Here is an 18,578-nt window from a genome sequence, read left to right on the forward strand (position 1 = left end):
TGGCGTTTCCACCTGAATGGAAAATAGCACCCGCTCGCCCCTTCAGGTGGGAGGCGCCGGTGTGGGTGCGTGCCCCTCCCGAAAAATCAGCGCACGGGGGTGAGGGGAAAAAAGCGCGGGGGCCGTCCCGGAAGACAGGCGCGCACCAGGAACCGTCATGTCGACGGACTCGCGCCACCTCCGAGAGACGCCTTGCGAAAGACCGAGGACAACACGGGGCTGAGTTCGTGGCGAGGCCGCCCGGTCAAGAAGTCGCTTCCCGTGGCGCACGACAGCTCACGAGGCGTGTCCTTGCCGGAGTCGTCCGCCATCCCAGGAAGGCACCGAGCCTTCGTTGCCAGCGAGATACCCATCGAACAGAGCGTCACACTTGCCGGGGGAGGGACCTTTCGATGACCATGAGCGCTTCCTGGAGGACCTTCCGCGTGGAGTCGCAACCAAGGCCAACCCTGGCCGCGAGTCCTCTGTCAGGTCACGAGTTGGAGAAGCTCCGCAGGGAGCTGACCCAGGCCGTCGCCCGCGTGTGTCCCCCGCGCCTGGCCAACCGCCGTGATGACCTGGTGCAGACGGCGATGATGCGCGTCATGGAGCTCCAGCGCCGCGAGCCCGACCGCTCCCGGCTCTCCCCCTCCTACCTGTACCGCGTCGCGTACACGGCGCTGGTGGACGAGCTGCGCAACGTGGATCGCCGCCGCGAGGTCCCCATCGAAGAGGTGGAGTCGCTGCCTCAACAGCCGGTGGCGTCGGGAGACCCGGAGAAGTCCGCGAGCGCGTCGCAGATTGCCCGGGCGGTGCGCGACTGCCTGCGCCAGCTCGCACAGGACCGCAGGCTCGCGGTGACGCTGTACCTCCAGGGACACACCGTGCCGGAAGCAGGAGAGCTGATGGGCTGGGACGGCAAGCGGACCGAGAACCTCGTCTACCGCGGGCTGAGCGCGCTGCGCGTCTGCCTCTCCACGAAGGGATTCGAGCCGTGAGCGAGCATCGACGCGACGACGAAACGAAGCCCGATGAGGCCACCGTCGAGCGCCTGCGCGCCGCGGTGCGCGACGAGGAGCTGGTTGCGGGAGACGAGCCGGTGGACGCCGACCTCGTGTGGCGAGCGGTGAGCGGGGAGCTGCCCATGGAGGAGCGGAAGGCCGTCGTCGCTCGCGTGGCGGACGACCCCGCATGGGCCGCCGCGTGGCGACTGGCCCTGGAGCTGACGCGCGCGGCCAGGGAGGCCGAGGCACCCGAGCGTCCCGAGGCGGCGGGCCCTCACGCGAGGAGGCAGGCCGACGAGGCGCGGGAACGGCGGCGGTTCCGCTTCGCCTGGAGCCGTCCCCTGCTGGGCGCGGCGGCGACGGCGGCGCTGGCGCTGGTCGTGGTGGGGGTCGCGATGAGGGAGGACACCTTGTCTCCCAGGCTGCGCGGAGCGGACCCGTCGGGGCTGGTGTCCCAGGTGCCAGAGGACGCGCCGCTGAAGCGGGAGGATTGTGTCTTGCGCTGGAGCGGAGGCCCCGCCGGCACGCGCTGGTCGGTGCGGTTGTCCACGGAGGACCTGAGCTGGGTGCACCGCTCGGACTCGCTGGAGCAGAGCGAGTACCGGGTTCCCGCCTCCGTCCTCGCGCCGTTGGAGTCGGGAACGAAGCTGCTGTGGCAGGTGGAAGCGCGGTTGCCGGACGGACAGGTGCTTCGCGGCATCACCTTCGTCAATCGGTTGGAGTGAGGCATGGGGAGCGAAGTCAGGGGAGGAACGTCATGAAGGCAGGCATTCAAATGAAGACGCAACGATGGATGCAGGGGGGGCTGCTGGCGCTCGCGGTGCTGGTGGGCGGATTTTCTGGAGCGGCGGGAGCGCAGGCGCCTCCACCGGTCATTTCGGTGGTGCGGTCCACGCCCGTCGAGGGCGAGGCGCGCGACCTGGTGGTGGCCTCGGTGGTGGAGAACGGCGTGCGCACCAGTGTCAATCAACTGGTGACCCTCCAACTCGTCAACAGTGTCACCGGAGTCGTGGTGGCGCAGACCCACGGCGTGCTGACCGAGACCACGCCCCTGAGACTGAGCTACCGCGCGCCGGTCGCCGACACATTGTACGCGCGCGCCATCGCCTATCAGAGCAGCACGCCACGCTCGGTGGCCATCCTCACCGTGGAGCGCTGGTCTCCCGTGGCGCCATCCCCGTGGACCGAGCCGGGCGTCTGCCGCTGGGTGCTGGAGGAGATGGAAGAGAGGGAGATGCCCGAGCCGAGCCGGCCGACGGGGCCGACAACGGTGCGGGTGCTCAAGTGCGATGTCGAAATCCAAGCGCCGCACTGATATCCCCGACGTGACGTTCCGGAAGCGACGACCCGAGGGCTGTCACTGGAGCATCCTCGCCCTCGCGGCGGGGGTGCTCCTCGTCGTGTGTCCGGACGATGCTTTCGCGACGGGGGCGGAACTTCCCCCGCCCCCCACGCTCGTGGAGTGCCGGGAGCGATTCGAGGCCCACCCGGAGGAGCAGTCCTCCGCGATGTGCTTCTACCAGTGCGCGCAGGCCGCGCCCGCGCGCGACACCGTCCGGCGCGAGCTGAAGGCCCTGATGGAGCGCCATCCCGACAACGGCTGGCTGGCCCTGGTGTCCGGACACGTGGAGTACCTGGCCGACGGGAAGGCCGCGGAGGCGCCCTATCACCGTGCCGCATTGACCTTCCGTCGACTCAAGAACGCGGAGGGCGAGGTGCTGGCGGGTATCAACCTGCGCTCCATCCTCCTGCTGAAGGGGCGCGGCAGCGAGGCCCAGGAGTGGACGCGACGCGTGGTCGAGGTGGCCCAGGCCTCCGGGCGGGCGGATCTCCACGCGCGCGCGCTCCTCGTCGAGGCCAGCCAACTCTACGAGGTGGAGCACGACCTGGGCCGGGCCTTTCGCGTCCTCAAGCGCGCCGAGCCGCTCACCTTTCCGGACGGCAGCCCTGGGCTGAAGGCCCAGTACCTGACCGTCATGACCGGCGTCAGCGAGCGGCTGGGCCGGCTGGAGGAAGCCACGGAGGCCAACCGCCGCCTGGCGGAGCACGCCCACGGCACGCGAGGCCTCGCCCTGGAGGCGCAGGCGCGGTTCACGCTCGCCAACCTCGCGCTGCGGCGGCTGGATAGGGACCGCGAGCCGGGCGGCAAGGTGCGGGTGCTGGCCCTCGCCCGCGAGGCGCTGGTCGCCGCGGAGAACACGGGGAGCAAGGAGCTGGTGAGTCGCGCGCTGCGCCTGGTCGTGGACGTGCTCGGCCCATCCCCGGAGGAGCAGCTCGAGGCCGAGGCGCTGCTGGAGCGTTGCATGGAGCTGGCGGAGGAGCTGGACTCCAACCAGCGGCGAATCGCCTGTCTCTGGACGCGCGCGGAGCGGCGGGCCGGCCAGGACCCCGCCGCCGCGCTCCGGGACTCCGACACTTCGCTGCGACTGGCCTACGCGCATGGCGAGCCGCAGTACCTGGCCCTGGCCCTGCGCGGCCGAGGCACGGTGGCCTACCGGACACAGCCCCTGCTGGAGGCACTGGTGCATGTCGAGCGGGCCCTGGACGCGGTGGAGGCCCTCCGCCAATCACAGACCGATGCCTCCAGCCAGGCGGAGCTGTTCTCGAACTGGGCACGCGACTACCACCGCCTCGCGGGCTGGACGCTGGAGGCGGGCGGCGCGACGGGAAATGCCGCTGTGTTGCCCGAGCGGGAGGCGCTGCGCAGGGCCTTCGGGGTGAGCGAGCGCCTGCGGGCGCGGACGCTGCTCGACGCCCTCATGGCTTCCCGTGCGTTGTCTCCGTCCAAGCCCACACCCGAGCGCCAGGAGGTGCAACGGCGACTGACGGCCGTGCAGCGACGACTCCTGGAGCCGAACCTCTCCGCCCCGGAGCGCGAGAAGACCCTGCGTGAGCTGCAGGCGCTGGAGCACAGCGAGCGCGACCTGCGTCCCGCGCCGCGACACGGCGCGACGGAGTTCGCATCACTGGAGGCCGTCGAGCAGGAACTGGCCGAGGACGAGGCCCTGCTGGCCTTCCTCGTGGGCGACGACAAGAACCTGTCCGACGTCTCGGGGGGCGGCGCGTGGGTGCTGGTGGTGACACGGGGCGGGGCGCGCGCGCACCGCATCCCCGAGCGCGCGCGGCTCGCGCAGGCCGTCACGCTGTTCTCCGGTCTGCTCGAGCGGCGCGACGGCTCAGAGGTCGGCGCGGCGGCGGCCCTCCACGCGCAACTGATTGGCCCGGCGCTCGCGGCGCTGCCTCCGGGCGTGCGCAAGCTATTGCTGGTCCCGGATGGACCGCTGCATGACCTGCCCTTCGCCGCGTTGCGGGAGCGTCCGGGCGACGAGCCCCTGGTGGCGCGTTACGAGCTGGCCCTGGTGCCCTCCGCCAGCCTGTGGCGGCACTGGCGTCTGGAGTCCCCGCACGACCCCGGGGGAGAAGCCCTGGTGCTGGCGGACCCCGACCGCACCAAGTCTCCCCTGGATGGAGCCATCGCCGCGGCGACAGAGCGCGGCGGCGTCTTCGCGGAGGCGGCGCGGCTCGGAGCACTTCCCGAGGCCCGGCGCGAGGGGCATGCGGTAATGGAGGCGCTGCGCACCACCCAGGTGACACCCCACCTCCTGGTGGGCACCGAGGCCTCCGAGCGCGCCCTCAAGAACACCGACCTCGCGCGCGTGAAGGTGTTGCATCTGGCGGCCCATGCCGTCGTCGACGCGGAGGCTCCCGAGCGCTCCGCGCTGGTGCTCGCGCCGGGCTCCGACGAGGAGGACGGCATCCTCCAGCCCCGTGACATCGTCGACCTGCCCCTAAAGGGCGCGCTGGTGGTGCTCTCCGCCTGTCGGAGCGCCTCTGGAGCGGTGCTGGCCGGAGAAGGGGTGCTGAGCCTGGCGCGCGCCTTCTTCGAGGCCGGCTCGCGCGCGGTGGTGGCCAGCTTGTGGCCCCTGCAGGACGCGGAAGCCGCGGACCTGGTGGAGCGCTTCTACCGGCACCTGGCCACGGGGGCGAGCACGTCGGCGGCGCTGAGAGCCGCGCAGTTGGAGGCCATCGATGACGGGCTGCCCCCGGCCGCGTGGGCAGGACTGGTGGTGCTGGGAGATGCGTCGCTCGTGGTCACCTCGCCGCGCGAGGCCCCGGCCCGCTTCCCAGTCGGAGTGGGAAGCAAGGCGGTGCTCGTCATCGCGACGGCGCTCCTCATCGGCCTCGCGCTCGGGGCCCGCCATCGAACTCGCGGCGGGCCCCGTCCCTGACGGGCTCAGCAGCCGAACGGCGTCCCGTTGCCGCCCGCGCTGAAGGGCGTCCAGATGTAGTTCGGGTCCAGCCCCTCATACGACTGCGAGTTGCAGTACAGGTTCGTCTGCTGGAAGTTGATGAAGCAGCCGCCAGCCAGGCTCGACAGCCAGTTGGTGCGCGTCTTCCAGTCGCTGCACGTGGACACGTGGTGCTGGTGGACACCGTTGTTGTTGAGCGTGGTGGCGCGGCTGTGGGCCTTGAAGTCGTTGTTCACGTTCACGTAGGGGAAATACCAGACGTGCCCCTGGGGAATGGTCTTCTTGAAGAGAACGCCCCAGTCGCACCAGCTCTTCAGGCAGTTGCGCTTCTGGATGTCCCAGAAGACGCCGCCGTTGATGGCGCGCACGTAGGCGCCATACCCAATCATGTCCGTTGAAATCCACTCGGTGACCTCGTCGATGTCCCGGTGCCAGTCCTCGCAGCGGCCCGCGTTGTCGTGCATGGTGCCCTGCCCACCGGCCTTCAAGCCGCCGCACGTGCCCAGGGAGCGCGGTGCACCCGAGCCGAGGGCCGGCTCGGAGACGGACGGCGACGTGCTGCCCTGCTTCCAGTTGCCAGCGGCGACGACCACGTCGCTGTGGGCCTGGAGCGTGCGAGGCACCATCGTGCCCGTGGGAGACAGCGCGAGGTAGAGGGCCGCGGGGCTCGCGGCGGCGGACATCTGCGTCATCACCCGGTTGATGGACGTGGTGGACGTCTCGGGCCCGCCCACTGCGACGGCGATGGACTCTTCGTCCACCCGGATGAACTCGACGGTGACGTCATCGGGGGCCCGGAGCGTGGTCAGCACCGGCGCGGTGACGGCGTCGCCCGCGGGGCTCTGCACGACGGCGAGCGTCAGCGGCGGCAGACCATCATCCGGGTATTCCGGCTCGGGCGGGTTCGTGACGGACGACGCACTGGCACTGTCCAGCGCGGGCGGTGACTCCTCCACGCTCGAGGTCGGGGAATCACAGCCGACGGAAAGAGACCACAGCAGACACAGGGGAGACAGACGCACGCCCCAGGACAGGGGGCGACGCGACACGAAGCGAGGGGACATCGAGGCTCCACCACGGGCGCCCGGTCGCCATCATGGCGAGCCAGCCAATCGCGCCAGTGCCTCCACCCAACGTCCCCCGCGGGGGAATCCCCTCACCGATTGAGCAGCCGCGCGAGGAACTCACGGGTGCGCGGGTGCTGGGGCTCGCGCAACACCTGTTGAGGCGGACCCTCCTCCACCACCTTCCCCGCGTCCATGAACACCACGCGGTGCGCCACGTCCGCCGCGAAGCCCATCTCGTGCGTCACCACGCACATCGTCATGCCCTCGCGCGCCAGCTCGCGCATGACCTCCAGCACCTCGCCCACCAGCTCCGGGTCCAACGCGCTGGTCGGCTCGTCGAAGAGCATCAACTCCGGCTTCATCGCCAGCGCCCGGGCAATCGCCACCCGCTGCTGCTGCCCACCGGAGAGCTGTCCCGGGTACGCGTCCGCGCGCGAGTCCAGCTGGACCATGGCCAGCATGCGCCGCCCCAGGGCCTCCGCCTCCGCGTCCGACAGCCCCAGCACCTTGCGCGGCGCTAACGTCACATTCTCCAGCGCGCTCAGGTGGGGGAACAGGTGGAAGCGCTGGAACACCATGCCCACGCGTCGGTGCAGCGCCTGGAGCGCCTTGGGCTCATCGCTCACCTGCGTGCCCCCGACGACGACTTCGCCCTCGGATGGGACTTCCAGGCCGCACAGGCACCGCAGCAGCGTGGACTTGCCACAGCCGGACGGGCCCACGAAGACCACCACCTCTCCGGGCTGCACCGTGAGGTCCACGCCCTTGAGGACCTCCAGCGCCCCAAAACGCTTGTGCAGATTGCGAACCTCGACGAGCGCCATGGCTTTCCTCACCCCTGACGGTGGAGGCGCTTCTCCAGCGCCGAGGCCAGCCGTGTCAGCGGCAGCGTGGCCAACAGATAGAACAACGCGACGAGCGGCCAGACAGCCAGCGGCGCGGCGAGCTGGCTCGCCAGCTCCTGCCCCGCCCGCGTCAGCTCCGCCATGCCGATGATGGACACCAGCGAGGAGTCCTTCAGCAGCGCGATGCCCTCGTTCGTCAAGGGCGGCAGCACGTTGCGCACCGCCTGCGGGAGGATGACGTAGCGCATGACCTGCGCGCGGCCCATCCCCAGCGCCCGCGCGGCCTCCTCCTGCCCCGCGTCCACGGAGGCGATGCCCGCCCGGAAGATTTCCGCCACGTACGCGGCGCTGTTGAGCGTCAGCGCCAGCACCGCCGCCAGCATCGGCGCCAGGTCCACGCCCAAGAGCTGCGGCAGCGCGTAGTAGATGAAGATGATTTGCACCAGCAACGGCGTTCCACGAAGTCCCTCGACGTACGCGGCGCACAGCCACGCCAGCGGGCGGAAGCGCACCCGCCGCCCCAGCGCCACGGCCAGTCCCAGGGGCAGCCCGGAGATCAACGCCAGCACGGTGAGCCCCAGCGTCAGGCCCAGGCCCTGAACGAGCCGCCAGGTCACCTTGCCCCAGGGCACGGCCTGCGGCGTCGCCTGGGCCTTCTGGGCCGCCTCGCCGAAGTAGCGCTCCTCCAGCGCGGCGAACTTCCCGCTGTCGCGCAGGCGCTGGAGCGCGGCGTTGACGGCCTCGCGCAGCGCGGGGTCATCCGGCCGCATCGCGATGCCGTAGTGCTCCTCCGTCAGCAGCCCGCCCGCGGCGCGCAGCCCCTGGAAGCCGTGGGCCAGGAAATAGCGCAGCGTCGGCCCATCCCCCACCACGCCCGCCAGGTTGCCGTTGCGCAGGTCCTGGAGCGCCAGGTCGATGCTCGGGTACTGCCGCACCTCGATGTCCGGGAACTTCTCCAGCACCAGCGAGGCACTGGTGTTGATTTGAATGCCCGCCGTCTTCCCGCGCAGGCTCTCGATTCCGGTGACGGCCGTGTCCGCCTCCCGCGCCACCACGAGCTGTCCCGCCGTGTAGTACGGCGCGGAGAAGCCCAGCCGCTGCTGGCGCTCGGGGGTTATCGTCACGGCCGAAATCACCAGGTCGAACTTCCCCGCCATCAGCGCGGGAAACACCCCGTCGAAGGACGTGTTCGTCCACGCCGCCTTCGCGCCCAGCTCTTCCGCGATGAGCGCTCCCAGCTCGATGTCGAACCCCACCAGCTCGCCGTCCTTCACGGACTCGAACGGCGGGTAGGTGGCATCCGTCCCGATGCGCAGCGTCCGCCCCTTCCAATCCCCCCGGGAGCCCGGCGCCTCACCCCGGCCACAGCCGAGCAGCACCAGCACCCCCCACACGAGGCACAGCAAGGCCAGCCCGGGAGTGTGGGCCTGGCGACACGAAAGGCGGCGGCGCGACATGGAACGAACAGCTCCCATGCCCAACTATCCCTGAGGCATCAAGGGTTTCCACCGGGACCGGACAACCCGTGACAGCCACGCAACTTCCGCCCTCTCCGGGCCGATACTCTTCCACACCATGAAGACCCCCAGCTCCGGCCCCCGCGTCCAGCCCCGTCCGCTCGAGACCCCCGCCACCCCGGCGCCCGTCCGCAACGAGGTGAAGCCCCAGGCGCCCGTGGTGCGCGGTGACGCTCGCGACGTGTCCCTGTTCGACACGGGAGCCGCTCGCAAGCCGACGGTGGCGCTGACCACGCCCGTCGCCCCCCAGGGCACGAACGTCGCCCCGGGCACCTACCCCAGCGTCGCGGACGTGAAGGCCATTGCCTCCATCCAGGACCCGGTGGCGCGCAACTACGCGATTACGCAGGGCTACGCGGACCTGTCCAACGGCCTGGGTCAGATGCTTGGCAAGGAGAACGCCAACTGGTCCACCTTCGCGACGTGGGCGTCCAAGCAGGCGGGCGTGAGCATCCGCAACGAGGACATGCCCAAGTTCTTCACCGACGCGCTCAAGGGCGCCGGTGACATGGCCGGTCCGCTGAAGAAGGTGGACGACGTGCTGCGCAAGGTGGGCCTGCCCGCGCTGCCACTGGCGGACATCGCCGCCGCGGGCAGCGAGGCGCTCAACAACGTCAGCAAGTCGATTGCCGACGGCAACCAGTTCGTCTTCAACGAGGTGGGCCAGGAGTTCGCCCGCTTCATCGAGACCTTCCAGGGCGACACGTCCTACGACGCCGCCAAGACGCAGAAGTACCTGGACGGCTTCGGCAAGGACAAGCCGCTCCTGAAGGAGGCCTTCGGCCACTACACCAAGGCCATGTTCGAGAAGGACCCGAACAAGAAGGCGGAGCTGATGCTGCTGGCCAATGACCAGATTGGCCTGCACGAGCAGACGCAGCTCCAGCAGCACGTGGAGAAGGCGCTCAACGCGCCGGTGAAGGACACCTTCCGGAGCATCCTCAAGCAGAGCATCGAGTCCGGCATCAACGCGCTGCCCTTCCCCGCCAACCTCGCGGGCAAGGCCGCCCTGAAGACGGGCCTCGTGGACGCGGCGCTCAACCCCCTGGTCGACGCGACGGCCTCCGTGTTCCGCCGGCTCGCCACCGAGCACATGATGAAGCTCGCGGTGCCGGGCGGCGCGCTGAAGCTGGGCAACGACCTGCCCCCGCCTCCGGGGATGGAGAGCACGCTCTTCCCGCCGCACCTGCGCGCCATCGAGAACCCGGAGCTGCGCGCCCTGCTGGGCAAGCTGGACTCCAGCTCCGACAGCCTCAAGGGCACCGCGGCCAAGGACTGGAGCAAGCTGGACCAGCGGATGAACTACATCATCGACCTGTTCCGCACGCGTCAGTCGGACCCGCACCTGTTCGACGCGCCGTTCGGCAAGACGGGCACCACCTACCCGCTGCCGGCCACCCAGCAGCGCGCGGGCTGAAGTCCCTCGGGGCGCCGTCACCTCGGCGCCCCGTCGTCGTCACACCTCGTCCACCACGAACTGCTCCTGCCGGGCGATGCCCAGCTTCTTCATCCGGCTCTGGAGCGTGGAGGGCTTGAGGCCCAGGAGCGCCGCCGCCCCACCCGGCCCGTAGACGCGCCCCCGCGTGAGCGTCAGCACCCGCAGGATGTGCTCCCGCTGCACCGCCGCCAGCGTCAGCACCGAGCCGGGCTTCATCGTCGCATCCAGCACGCTCGGCACCGCCGGCTCCACCTGCGCCGCCGGGTGAGCGCTTCCACCGTGCGCCACCACGTCGAACGAGGAAGGACCCAGCTCCGTGCCCTTCGTCAGGATGGTGGCGCGCTCCAGCGCGTTGCCCAGCTCGCGCAGGTTGCCCGGCCAGTCATACGACTCCAGCCTGGCCAGCCCCGCCGGCGACACGCGCATGCCGCGCCGACCCGTGCGCCGCGCCTGCTCCTCCAGGAGGAACGTGCACAACTGCGCCAGGTCCTCGCGCCGCTCGCGCAGGGGCGGCAGCCGCAACGGGAAAACACTCAGCCGGTAGTAGAGGTCCTCGCGGAAGCGCTTCTCGGCGATGGCGCGGTGCAGGTCCACGTGCGTGGCCGCGAGGATGCGCACGTCCGAGCGCACCGTCTTGTCGCTGCCCACCGGCTCGAAGGCCTTCTCCTGGAGCGCGCGCAAGAGCTTCGCCTGGAGTTCGACGGGCAGCTCGCCCACCTCGTCCAAGAGCAGCGTGCCTCCGCTCGCCATCTGGAAGCGGCCCGCGCGGTCCTTCGTCGCGCCGGTGAACGCACCCTTCACGTGGCCGAACAACTCGCTCTCCAGCAGGCCCGCCGGAATCGCCGCGCAGTTGAGCGTGACGAAGGGCTGGTCCGCGCGCGAGCTCCACTTGTGGATGGCCCGCGCCAGCCGCTCCTTGCCCGTGCCCGTCTCGCCGGTAATCAGCACCGGCGTGTCCGTCTCCGCCACCTGCCGCGCCCGCCGCGCGAGGTCCCTCATGACGGGGCTCAGCGACGCCTCGAGGATGCCCTCCGACTCTCCGCTGAGCTGCGCCTCCAGGAGCTTCGCGTGCTCGTGGTCCTGACGGTGCAGCCGCTCGAACGTCGCGCGCTGCTCGGCCGCCTGGAGCGCCGTCGCCAGCATCTGGCCGTACACCTCCACCAGGTCCACCACCGGCTGCGGGTACGTCTCGCACTCGGCGCGGTCCAACGTGAGCACGCCATAGGTGCGCTCGCCCGCGCACAGCGGCACCACCATGCACGCGTGCCCCGGCGGCAAATCCAGCACGCCGTCGAACGGGTCTCCGTCACCGTGCGAGTGGTCCTCTTCCGTGAAGGCTCGCGCGCGCCGTGTCTCCAGCGCGTGACGCAGCGAGGGGAACTCCGACAAGGTCAACGCGTGGTGGCGCACCTTCGCGTTCGCCAGCGGACCACGCGCCGCCACCGACACCAGCTTGCCGTCCCTCAACAGGAACAGCGTCGCCAGGTCGAAGCGCACCACGCGCGTCAACCAGTCCAGTCCTCGACGAAGCAGCTCATCCACCGAATCTTCGGTGGTTGCCAGCTCGACCAGGTCCCGAGCATCCTTCGCGCCCTCGGTTGGCGCTGACAGTTCATCCGACATGAGGCATGAATAATAGCGCTCCACCGAAATTGCAGTGGCGGTCGTCACCGATATTTCGTTATTCACCGTCCCAGCAACACCGGCCAGTGGGGGCCTGAAGTCAAGTCCCTGGAATCATTGAAGTCGATTGACTGGCACGAGGTCTGCTGTAGCCGTTAGCAGAAGACACCTTCCCAGGGGCCCCCCGCGGGTCCCTCAACCCAAGGAGCAGTACATGCTGACCGTTGGCGACAAGATTCCGAGCTTCAAGGTCAAGGCCACCGTGAGCCTGGAGAAGGGCAAGGAGTTCCAGGAGATCACGAACGAGACCTACAAGGGCAAGTGGCTGGTGCTGTTTGCGTGGCCCAAGGACTTCACGTTCATCTGCCCCACGGAGATCGCGGAGTTCGGCAAGAAGAACAAGGACTTCAATGACCGTGACGCGCAGGTGCTGGGCCTGAGCACGGACAGCGAGTTCGTGCACCACGCGTGGCGCACGCACCACCCGGACCTCAAGGGCCTGCCGTTCCCGATGCTGGCGGACCTGAAGCACGAGCTGTGCAACGCGCTGGGCATCCTCCACAAGGAGGAGGGCGTGGCGCTGCGCGCGACGTTCATCGCGGACCCCGAGGGCATCATCCGCCACGTGACGGTCAACGACCTGTCCGTGGGCCGCAACGTCTCCGAGACGGTCCGCACCCTGGACGCGCTCCAGACGGACGAGCTGTGCCCGTGCAACTGGAGCAAGGGTGAGGAGACCCTGACCCAGAAGCTGGCGAAGGCGGGGTAACGCGTCATGGCCTCGCTCGAAGTCGTCCGCTCTGAACTCGCGGACGCCCACAAGGACACCCGCCTCAACCTCCAGGCAGTCCTGGAAGGTGGCAGCCTCACCCCCGAGCAGCGTTGGGGCGTGGCTGTCGCGTCGGCCTACGCCGTTCGGAATGACCGGCTGAAGGAAGCGATGCTCAACGAGGCGCGGAAGGCACTCGCGAACCCCGAGCCCATCATCGAGGACGCGCGTGCTGCGGCGTCGCTGATGGCGATGAACAACGTGTACTACCGCTTCCGGCACATGATCGGGAAAGAGTCGTACTCGACCAAGCGCGCCGGACTGCGGATGAACAGGCTCGCGCAGGTGCTGACCAACAAGGTGGACTTCGAGCTGGTCTGCCTCGCGGTCAGCGCCATCAACGGCTGCGAGATGTGCATGCAGTCCCACGAGAAGGTCGTCCTCGAGGGCGGCCTCTCCGAGGACCAGGTGCACGACGCGGTGCGAGTCGCGGCGGTCATCCACGCCGCGGCGGTGGGCCTGGAGTCTTAAGCCTCGCACCCGCGAGTCATTCACTGTGCTTCACCCGCGCCCTCCGGTGGAAACACCGGGGGGCGCTCCATTTGTGGGCGACGCGCATCTGAATGAGCGTCCGCACCGCTTAAGAACGAAAGGAAGTCCCTCATGTACAAGAGCCCCAGCCCCCTCCCCGAGAAGACCCGCGCCTCCCTCGTCGAATCGCTCAACGCCCGCCTGGCGGACGGCCTGGACCTGCACTCGCAAATCAAGGTGGCCCACTGGAACATCAAGGGCCCGCAGTTCGCGGCGCTGCACCCGCTGTTCGAGACCTTCGCCGTCAGCCTCGCCAACCACAACGACTCCATCGCCGAGCGCGCGGTGACGCTGGGGGGCAAGGCGTTTGGCACCACCCGCCATGTCAGCAAGTCCAGCCGCCTGCCTGAGTATCCGCAGGAGACGACGCGTGACATGGAGCACGTGAAGCTGCTCGCCGAACGCATCGAGGTCTACCTGGGAGGCCTGCGAGACAGCCGCAAGCTCTTCGTCGAGGTGGATGACGCGGATTCCGAGGACCTGGCCACCGGCATCATCGTGGAGTTCGAGAAGCACGTCTGGTTCCTGCGCGCCTCACTGGAGACCTGAGGCCGGCGACACCCGGGGCGAAGGCGCCGTGAGTGTGCATGGCGCTATACGCTCCCGGCACGTTTGCCGGAGCCCTTGTGCCTGTTTTCGCCACGTTGCGAAGGGCACGAGGGTTGCTCTACCAGGGAGCACCCCGCCCGCGACGATGCGGTCCGGGAATCCCTGGAGAAGTCCCCGTGCGAACCCTCATTGGCCTGTCTCTCTCCGCCCTCCTCGTCGCGTGTGGCCGCGACGTGCCCCCGGATGAAGTGATTGAAGCCGCCAAGGCGCGCGTGGAGCGCGTCGTCGCGGCGGGGCACCTGACGCGGGGCGCGCTGGAGGTGCTCGGGTTCATGCCCGTGTACACCTGTGGCGAGCCGCGCCGGGCGTTCCTGGATATCGCGGCGCCCGACGTGAGCGCGCGCCTGTCCTGCGCCACGGCCACGGTGGAGCAGCTCGACGCGGTGACGGATGGCGTGGTGCTGAGCTTCAACGGGCCGGACTGCGAGGTCCACGGCCTGCGGCTCGAAGGCCGTGCCTTCTTCAAGTACAGCGGCGGTGTGGACCGGATGGACGTCTCCGTGGACCTGCGCCAGCTGCGCGTGGACGGCGCGGTGCTGCCCGCGGAGGTCGGCTATGGCACCTGTGGAGACCAGACGAGCGTCTGGGCGAAGGCGGCCGGCGACGTCCCGGGGCGCCCGGGCCACACGCTGCGCGTGGATGCGCGGGTGGGCAAGCGCGCGGGCCTGCCGCTGTTGGGTGGCTCCTCGCTGGTGCTCGACGGTGAAGGGGAGCTCACGGGCCCCGACGGCGTGGACACGATGACGCTCGACACCCTCCAGTACGAGGTGGGCGAGTACCTGCCCAAGGAGGGCACGGCCATCCTGGAGACGTCGGACGGACACCGCGTGGAGGCGAACTTCCAGCCGGGCCTGTGGCGGCTGGGCAAGGTGGAGGTGACTGTGGATGACCACGCCTCCGTGACGGTGCCCATCATCCGGTAGCAAGGGATTGCGCGCGCGTCGTCGCTTTCCGCTAGGGTTCCCGGCCGTGAGCGACGACGTCACGATTCCCGCATTCCGCTCCGTGCCCCGCACGGGCGTCATCTACGTCACCGCCGAGGCCACGCGCCGAGGCTACCGTTCCAGCGACCCCGACTGGTGCAACCTGGGCCAGGGGCAGCCGGAGACGGGAGATTTGCCCGGCGCACCGGCCCGCCTGAACACGGTGAACATCGACGTGGCGGACATGGAGTACGCGCCGGTGGCGGGGCTGTGGGACGTGCGAGAAGCCATCGCCAGTCTCTACAACCGCCTCTACCGCAAGGGGCTGCCCAGCCAGTACAGCGCGGAGAACGTGTGTCTCTCCGGTGGCGGGCGAGCGGCCCTCACCCGCGCCGCGGCGAGCCTGGGCTCCATCAACCTGGGCCACTTCCTGCCGGACTACACGGCCTACGAGGAGCTGCTGGACGTCTTCAAGGCGTTCACCGCCATCCCCATCCTCCTGGAGGGTGAGCGCGGCTACGCCTTCACCCACGAGGACCTGCGCCGCGAGGTGCAGGGCCGCGGGCTGTCCGCGCTGCTCTTCTCCAACCCGTGCAACCCCACCGGCAAGCTGGTGCAGGGGGACGAGCTGGCGCGGTGGGTGGGCGTGGCGCGTGAGCAGGAGTGCGTGCTGCTCATCGACGAGTTCTATTCGCACTACATCTGGACGGGCCGCCCCGGGCACCTGCCGGTGGAGAGCGCCGCGCGCTACGTGGAGGACGTGAACCGCGACCCCGTCGTCCTCTTCGACGGCTTCACCAAGAACTGGCGTTATCCGGGCTGGCGCATGACGTGGACGGTGGGGCCCAAGCAGGTGATTGAAGCGGTCTCCAGCGCGGGCAGCTTCCTGGACGGAGGAGGCAGCCGGCCCTTGCAGCGCGCCGCCATTCCCCTGCTCCAGGAGGAGCCCGTCATCGCGGAGACGCTGGCCATCCACACGGCCTTCCGCGAGAAGCGGGACAAGTTCCACTCGCGCCTGGAGCGGCTGGGCATCCGCACGGACCGCGCGCCGGATGGGACGTTCTATGTCTGGGGCAACGTGTCCGGACTGCCCGCGCCGCTCAACGACGGCATGGGCTTCTTCCGCGCCGCGCTGGAGCAGAAGATCATCACCGTGCCGGGTGAGTTCTTCGACGTGAATCCAGGCAAGCGCCGCGCGCGGCCATCCCGCTTCCGCGGCTACGTGCGGCTGTCTTTCGGGCCGTCCATGGAAGTGCTGGAGAAGGCGCTGACGCGACTGGAAGCCATGGTGCTGCAGCACAGCCGCACCTGACGCGCGCAACCACCTTCCGGAGCCGACGCGTCCCTGGCGGCTCCGGAAGGCGATGACACGCATCCGCTAGAAAATCTCCGCCAGCCCTTCCGCGCCCAGGGTGTTCCACTCCACCTCGAACTCGACGGGCGCGCCCACCAGCTCGTTGAACTTCTGCTGCCACATCAGGAAGACGCTCTGCTGATACAGCGCGATGGCCTTCCGTTCCGGCAAACCCATGCATGCCCCTCGGATGTGATTCCAGTGATTGGAATTGAAGGGCGACACGACTCTACTGAGAGAACGAGCTTTCAAGCACTCCGAGTCTCAAGAAACGAGACACGCCTGTCTTGAAATGACTCACCAGACCTGGAGGCCGAGCGACAGGTCCCGGAACGACCCGGGGCCCCGCGTGACGCGCGCCTGGAGGCCGTATGCTTCCCGGCGCCCATGAAACTCCCCTCCTCCCGGCTCGCGCTGCTCGGCGTCCTCTACTTCGTGCAGGGCCTGCCCTTCGGTTTCCAGGCCACCGCGCTGCCCGTGTATCTGCGGGAGCAAGGGGTGTCGCTCACCGCGCTGGGCTTCGCCGGGGTACTCGCGCTGCCCTGGGGGCTCAAGGCGCTCTGGGCGCCGCTGGTGGACCGATATCACTCCGCGCGGCTCGGGCGTCGCAGGTCATGGATTCTGCCGATGCAAGCAGGCCTGACGCTCACCTGCGCGGCGGCGGGGTTCATGGTCTCCGAAGGGGGTTCGCTGAAAGTCCTCCTGGGACTCATCCTGGTGATGAACCTCTTCGCCGCCACCCAGGACATCGCGGTGGATGGGCTCGCGGTGGACACGCTGAGGCCAGAGGAGCTGGGCCTGGGCAACTCCGTGCAGGTGGTGGGCTACAAGCTGGGGATGCTCACGGGCGGCGGGCTCCTGGTCTGGGCCAGCAAGTCCATTGGCTGGTCGGGGCTGTTCCTGTCCATGGCCGCGCTGTGCGCGGGCGCGCTCGTGGTGACGCTGCTCACCCGTGAGCCACCTCCGCGTGAGGATGCGAGCGGACGCGACACCGCGTCGCCCCCGGAGACACGCCTGAGCTGGCGGCAACTGCGCGAGCGCTTCGCTTCGGTGATGATGAAGCCGGGCACGCTCTGGCTGCTGCTCTTCATTGGCACGTACAAGTTCGGCGAGACGATGGCGGACGTGCTCTACAAGCCCTTCCTCCTCGACGCGGGCATCCCCGCCTGGCAGATAGGCCAGTGGGTGGGGACGTGGGGGAACGTGGCCTCCATCCTCGGCTCCCTCGCGGGAGGACTGCTCGCCACGCGCCTGCCCATCGTCGGAGCCCTGACGCTCACCGCCTCGCTTCGCGTGCTGCCGCTCATGGGCCGCTGGTGGCTGGCGACCCACGGCGTCAGCGACGCGGGCGTCATCGGCGTCACGCTCGCGGAGGAGCTGGTGGGCGGCGCGCTCACCACGGTGATGTTCGCGTTCATGATGTCTCGCGTGGACCGGCGCATCGGCGCCACGCACTACACGCTGCTGGCCAGCCTCGAGGTCTGGGGCAAGGCCCCCGCGGCGCCACTCGCGGGGTGGCTCGCGGACCCGGCTCACGGACTGGGACTGGGCTATGCGCCGGTCTTCCTGCTCGGTGCCGCACTGTCCGTGGCCTTCCTCGCACTGCTGATTCCCATCCGCCACCAGCGCACGAGTCCCACCTCCGTCGCCTCCACCGGCTGACGCGCGCGGGCGCACGTCACGATTCCGTAACAGCCGCATTTCCTCGATTGGCTGTACTCATTTGTTATCAAGACAGATGTGTCAGACGCGCGTGTTAAGTGCGGAGCCGCAGTTCCCCCCTTCTCACGCGCGGGAGAAGTTGCCCGCGAGAGGTCCACCCTTTGTTTTCTACATCCCTGAAGTCGTTCCTGGGCGGCGTCGCGCTGTTGGCCGCGCCCCAGGCCCTCGCGGACAGCACCACCACGATTCCCGCCTTCAACGCGGCGATTGCCACGGCCCGGACGTCGAACAGCCCCGGTGGCACCACCGTGCGCCGTGCGGAGATGAAGAACGCGGTCAACCTGTTCCTCTACGACGACGGCCGCGTGGACGCCGCCGAGCGCACCTTCCTGGGCGCGCGCATCAACGACCTGGTCTTCAACATCGGCGTCACCGCCACCGCCAAGAAGTACATGATTGATGTCCACGAGCTGAACGACGGCGCCACCACCTATGCGCCGCTGTGGCTCGACGACATGGCGCAGACGCCCGAGCAGCTGTTCGGCGCGACCGGGCCGCTCACCACGTCCTCCTCCATCAAGGAGGGCTACATCCCCAACGGGCAGGGCGTGGCGAACCAGGAGACGCTGTCCTACAAGGCCGCCGCGGCCTTCGGGCTGCGGGGCGTGGGGGCGTTCACCCCCATCACCGTCCAGGAGCTGCTCGCGAAGCTCTCCGCACAGGTCATCAGCGGCACCCCGAACTCGGATGAGGTGGATGGCGCGCTGGCGCTCATCACGCAGGTTTCGCGCAACAGCAACCGGCTCTACACCACGGGCTGGTCGTGCCAGACGTACTGCGGCGGTGGCGGCCCTGGGGACATGGGTGGCTACTTCATCGCCGCGGTGAGCACGGACCGCCAGTTCGTGCGCATGGTGCGCGTGACGACCTGGTCGGACTAATCGTTC

Annotated in this window: 16 protein-coding genes and 1 pseudogene; 12 read left to right on the top strand and 5 right to left on the bottom strand. The window is 69.3% G+C overall.

Going from position 1 to position 18,578, the window contains the following annotated elements:
* The first annotated feature begins 479 nt into the window (after positions 1-479).
* Genes HUA75_RS23685 through HUA75_RS23700 form a run of 4 tightly spaced genes read left to right on the top strand, consistent with a single transcriptional unit; the run spans position 480 to position 5,212 of the window.
* Positions 480-977, top strand: a complete 498-nt coding sequence (locus tag HUA75_RS23685; protein WP_254627721.1) for an RNA polymerase sigma factor — start codon at positions 480-482, stop codon at positions 975-977.
* The gene (locus tag HUA75_RS23690; protein ID WP_371746179.1) at positions 974-1,708 is read left to right on the top strand and encodes a hypothetical protein; all 735 of its coding nucleotides are present in this window, start codon (positions 974-976) and stop codon (positions 1,706-1,708) included. Before HUA75_RS23685 ends, HUA75_RS23690 begins: the two co-directional genes overlap by 4 nt.
* Before the next feature lie 50 nt (positions 1,709-1,758).
* On the top strand, positions 1,759-2,298 hold the full coding sequence (locus HUA75_RS23695) for a hypothetical protein (protein WP_254627722.1): 540 nt from the start codon (positions 1,759-1,761) through the stop codon (positions 2,296-2,298).
* On the top strand, positions 2,273-5,212 hold the full coding sequence (locus HUA75_RS23700; protein WP_174487697.1) for a CHAT domain-containing protein: 2,940 nt from the start codon (positions 2,273-2,275) through the stop codon (positions 5,210-5,212). Before HUA75_RS23695 ends, HUA75_RS23700 begins: the two co-directional genes overlap by 26 nt.
* Positions 5,213-5,217: 5 nt before the next feature.
* On the opposite strand, the gene HUA75_RS23705 is transcribed toward HUA75_RS23700, so the two are convergent.
* From HUA75_RS23705 to HUA75_RS23715, 3 genes are all read right to left on the bottom strand, one after another.
* The gene (locus tag HUA75_RS23705) at positions 5,218-6,297 is read right to left on the bottom strand and encodes a hypothetical protein (protein WP_174487698.1); all 1,080 of its coding nucleotides are present in this window, start codon (positions 6,295-6,297) and stop codon (positions 5,218-5,220) included.
* Positions 6,298-6,389: 92 nt separating this feature from the next.
* Entirely contained in the window at positions 6,390-7,124 is a 735-nt protein-coding gene (locus tag HUA75_RS23710) for an amino acid ABC transporter ATP-binding protein (protein ID WP_174487699.1), read from the bottom strand.
* A gap of 8 nt (positions 7,125-7,132) precedes the next feature.
* On the bottom strand, positions 7,133-8,602 hold the full coding sequence (locus tag HUA75_RS23715; RefSeq protein ID WP_174487700.1) for an ABC transporter permease subunit: 1,470 nt from the start codon (positions 8,600-8,602) through the stop codon (positions 7,133-7,135).
* Positions 8,603-8,720: 118 nt separating this feature from the next.
* On the opposite strand from HUA75_RS23715, the gene HUA75_RS23720 reads away from it, so the two are divergent.
* Entirely contained in the window at positions 8,721-10,079 is a 1,359-nt protein-coding gene (locus HUA75_RS23720) for a hypothetical protein (protein WP_141641617.1), read from the top strand.
* Positions 10,080-10,118: 39 nt separating this feature from the next.
* Here the strand turns inward: HUA75_RS23720 and HUA75_RS23725 are convergent, their stop codons facing one another.
* Entirely contained in the window at positions 10,119-11,723 is a 1,605-nt protein-coding gene (locus HUA75_RS23725) for a sigma 54-interacting transcriptional regulator (RefSeq protein ID WP_141641618.1), read from the bottom strand.
* Positions 11,724-11,937: 214 nt separating this feature from the next.
* On the opposite strand from HUA75_RS23725, the gene HUA75_RS23730 reads away from it, so the two are divergent.
* From HUA75_RS23730 to HUA75_RS23750, 5 genes and pseudogenes are all read left to right on the top strand, one after another.
* Positions 11,938-12,492 carry a peroxiredoxin gene (locus HUA75_RS23730; RefSeq protein ID WP_141641619.1) on the top strand — a complete coding sequence of 185 codons (555 nt, stop codon included), beginning with the start codon at positions 11,938-11,940 and terminating at the stop codon, positions 12,490-12,492.
* A 6-nt stretch (positions 12,493-12,498) separates the two neighbouring features.
* Positions 12,499-13,023: a carboxymuconolactone decarboxylase family protein gene (locus HUA75_RS23735; RefSeq protein WP_141641620.1), complete on the top strand. Its 525-nt coding sequence runs from the start codon at positions 12,499-12,501 to the stop codon at positions 13,021-13,023.
* A gap of 96 nt (positions 13,024-13,119) precedes the next feature.
* A pseudogene (dps, locus tag HUA75_RS23740) lies at positions 13,120-13,632 on the top strand (DNA starvation/stationary phase protection protein Dps); the annotation flags it as partial.
* 176 nt (positions 13,633-13,808) lie between these two features.
* Positions 13,809-14,615: a hypothetical protein gene (locus HUA75_RS23745; protein WP_141641622.1), complete on the top strand. Its 807-nt coding sequence runs from the start codon at positions 13,809-13,811 to the stop codon at positions 14,613-14,615.
* Between the two features lie 46 nt (positions 14,616-14,661).
* Positions 14,662-15,927 (top strand): pyridoxal phosphate-dependent aminotransferase, encoded by a 1,266-nt coding sequence (locus HUA75_RS23750; RefSeq protein ID WP_141641623.1) that lies wholly within the window; start codon positions 14,662-14,664, stop codon positions 15,925-15,927.
* A 66-nt stretch (positions 15,928-15,993) separates the two neighbouring features.
* On the opposite strand, the gene HUA75_RS23755 is transcribed toward HUA75_RS23750, so the two are convergent.
* On the bottom strand, positions 15,994-16,146 hold the full coding sequence (locus HUA75_RS23755) for a hypothetical protein (protein WP_174465846.1): 153 nt from the start codon (positions 16,144-16,146) through the stop codon (positions 15,994-15,996).
* 210 nt (positions 16,147-16,356) lie between these two features.
* Between HUA75_RS23755 and HUA75_RS23760 the strand changes: the two genes are divergently transcribed.
* Complete coding sequence (locus tag HUA75_RS23760; protein WP_141641624.1) at positions 16,357-17,631, top strand: MFS transporter; 1,275 nt, start codon at positions 16,357-16,359, stop codon at positions 17,629-17,631.
* A 161-nt stretch (positions 17,632-17,792) separates the two neighbouring features.
* Entirely contained in the window at positions 17,793-18,572 is a 780-nt protein-coding gene (locus tag HUA75_RS23765) for a hypothetical protein (protein ID WP_141641625.1), read from the top strand.
* Positions 18,573-18,578: the final 6 nt, after the last annotated feature.

It is taken from the genome of Myxococcus sp. CA040A (assembly GCF_013336725.1).
Lineage (GTDB): Bacteria > Myxococcota > Myxococcia > Myxococcales > Myxococcaceae > Myxococcus > Myxococcus llanfairpwllgwyngyllgogerychwyrndrobwllllantysiliogogogochensis.

What these genes read in the sequence shown, in the direction of transcription:
- HUA75_RS23705 (WP_174487698.1), bottom strand. Translation starts at nt 6,297, where the DNA reads ATGTCCCCTCGCTTCGTGTCGCGTCGCCCCCTGTCCTGGGGCGTGCGT.
- HUA75_RS23725 (WP_141641618.1), bottom strand. Translation starts at nt 11,723, where the DNA reads ATGTCGGATGAACTGTCAGCGCCAACCGAGGGCGCGAAGGATGCTCGG.
- HUA75_RS23720 (WP_141641617.1), top strand. Translation starts at nt 8,721, where the DNA reads ATGAAGACCCCCAGCTCCGGCCCCCGCGTCCAGCCCCGTCCGCTCGAG.
- HUA75_RS23710 (WP_174487699.1), bottom strand. Translation starts at nt 7,124, where the DNA reads ATGGCGCTCGTCGAGGTTCGCAATCTGCACAAGCGTTTTGGGGCGCTG.
- HUA75_RS23730 (WP_141641619.1), top strand. Translation starts at nt 11,938, where the DNA reads ATGCTGACCGTTGGCGACAAGATTCCGAGCTTCAAGGTCAAGGCCACC.
- HUA75_RS23700 (WP_174487697.1), top strand. Translation starts at nt 2,273, where the DNA reads ATGTCGAAATCCAAGCGCCGCACTGATATCCCCGACGTGACGTTCCGG.
- HUA75_RS23695 (WP_254627722.1), top strand. Translation starts at nt 1,759, where the DNA reads ATGAAGACGCAACGATGGATGCAGGGGGGGCTGCTGGCGCTCGCGGTG.
- HUA75_RS23760 (WP_141641624.1), top strand. Translation starts at nt 16,357, where the DNA reads ATGAAACTCCCCTCCTCCCGGCTCGCGCTGCTCGGCGTCCTCTACTTC.
- HUA75_RS23735 (WP_141641620.1), top strand. Translation starts at nt 12,499, where the DNA reads ATGGCCTCGCTCGAAGTCGTCCGCTCTGAACTCGCGGACGCCCACAAG.
- HUA75_RS23755 (WP_174465846.1), bottom strand. Translation starts at nt 16,146, where the DNA reads ATGGGTTTGCCGGAACGGAAGGCCATCGCGCTGTATCAGCAGAGCGTC.
- HUA75_RS23715 (WP_174487700.1), bottom strand. Translation starts at nt 8,602, where the DNA reads ATGTCGCGCCGCCGCCTTTCGTGTCGCCAGGCCCACACTCCCGGGCTG.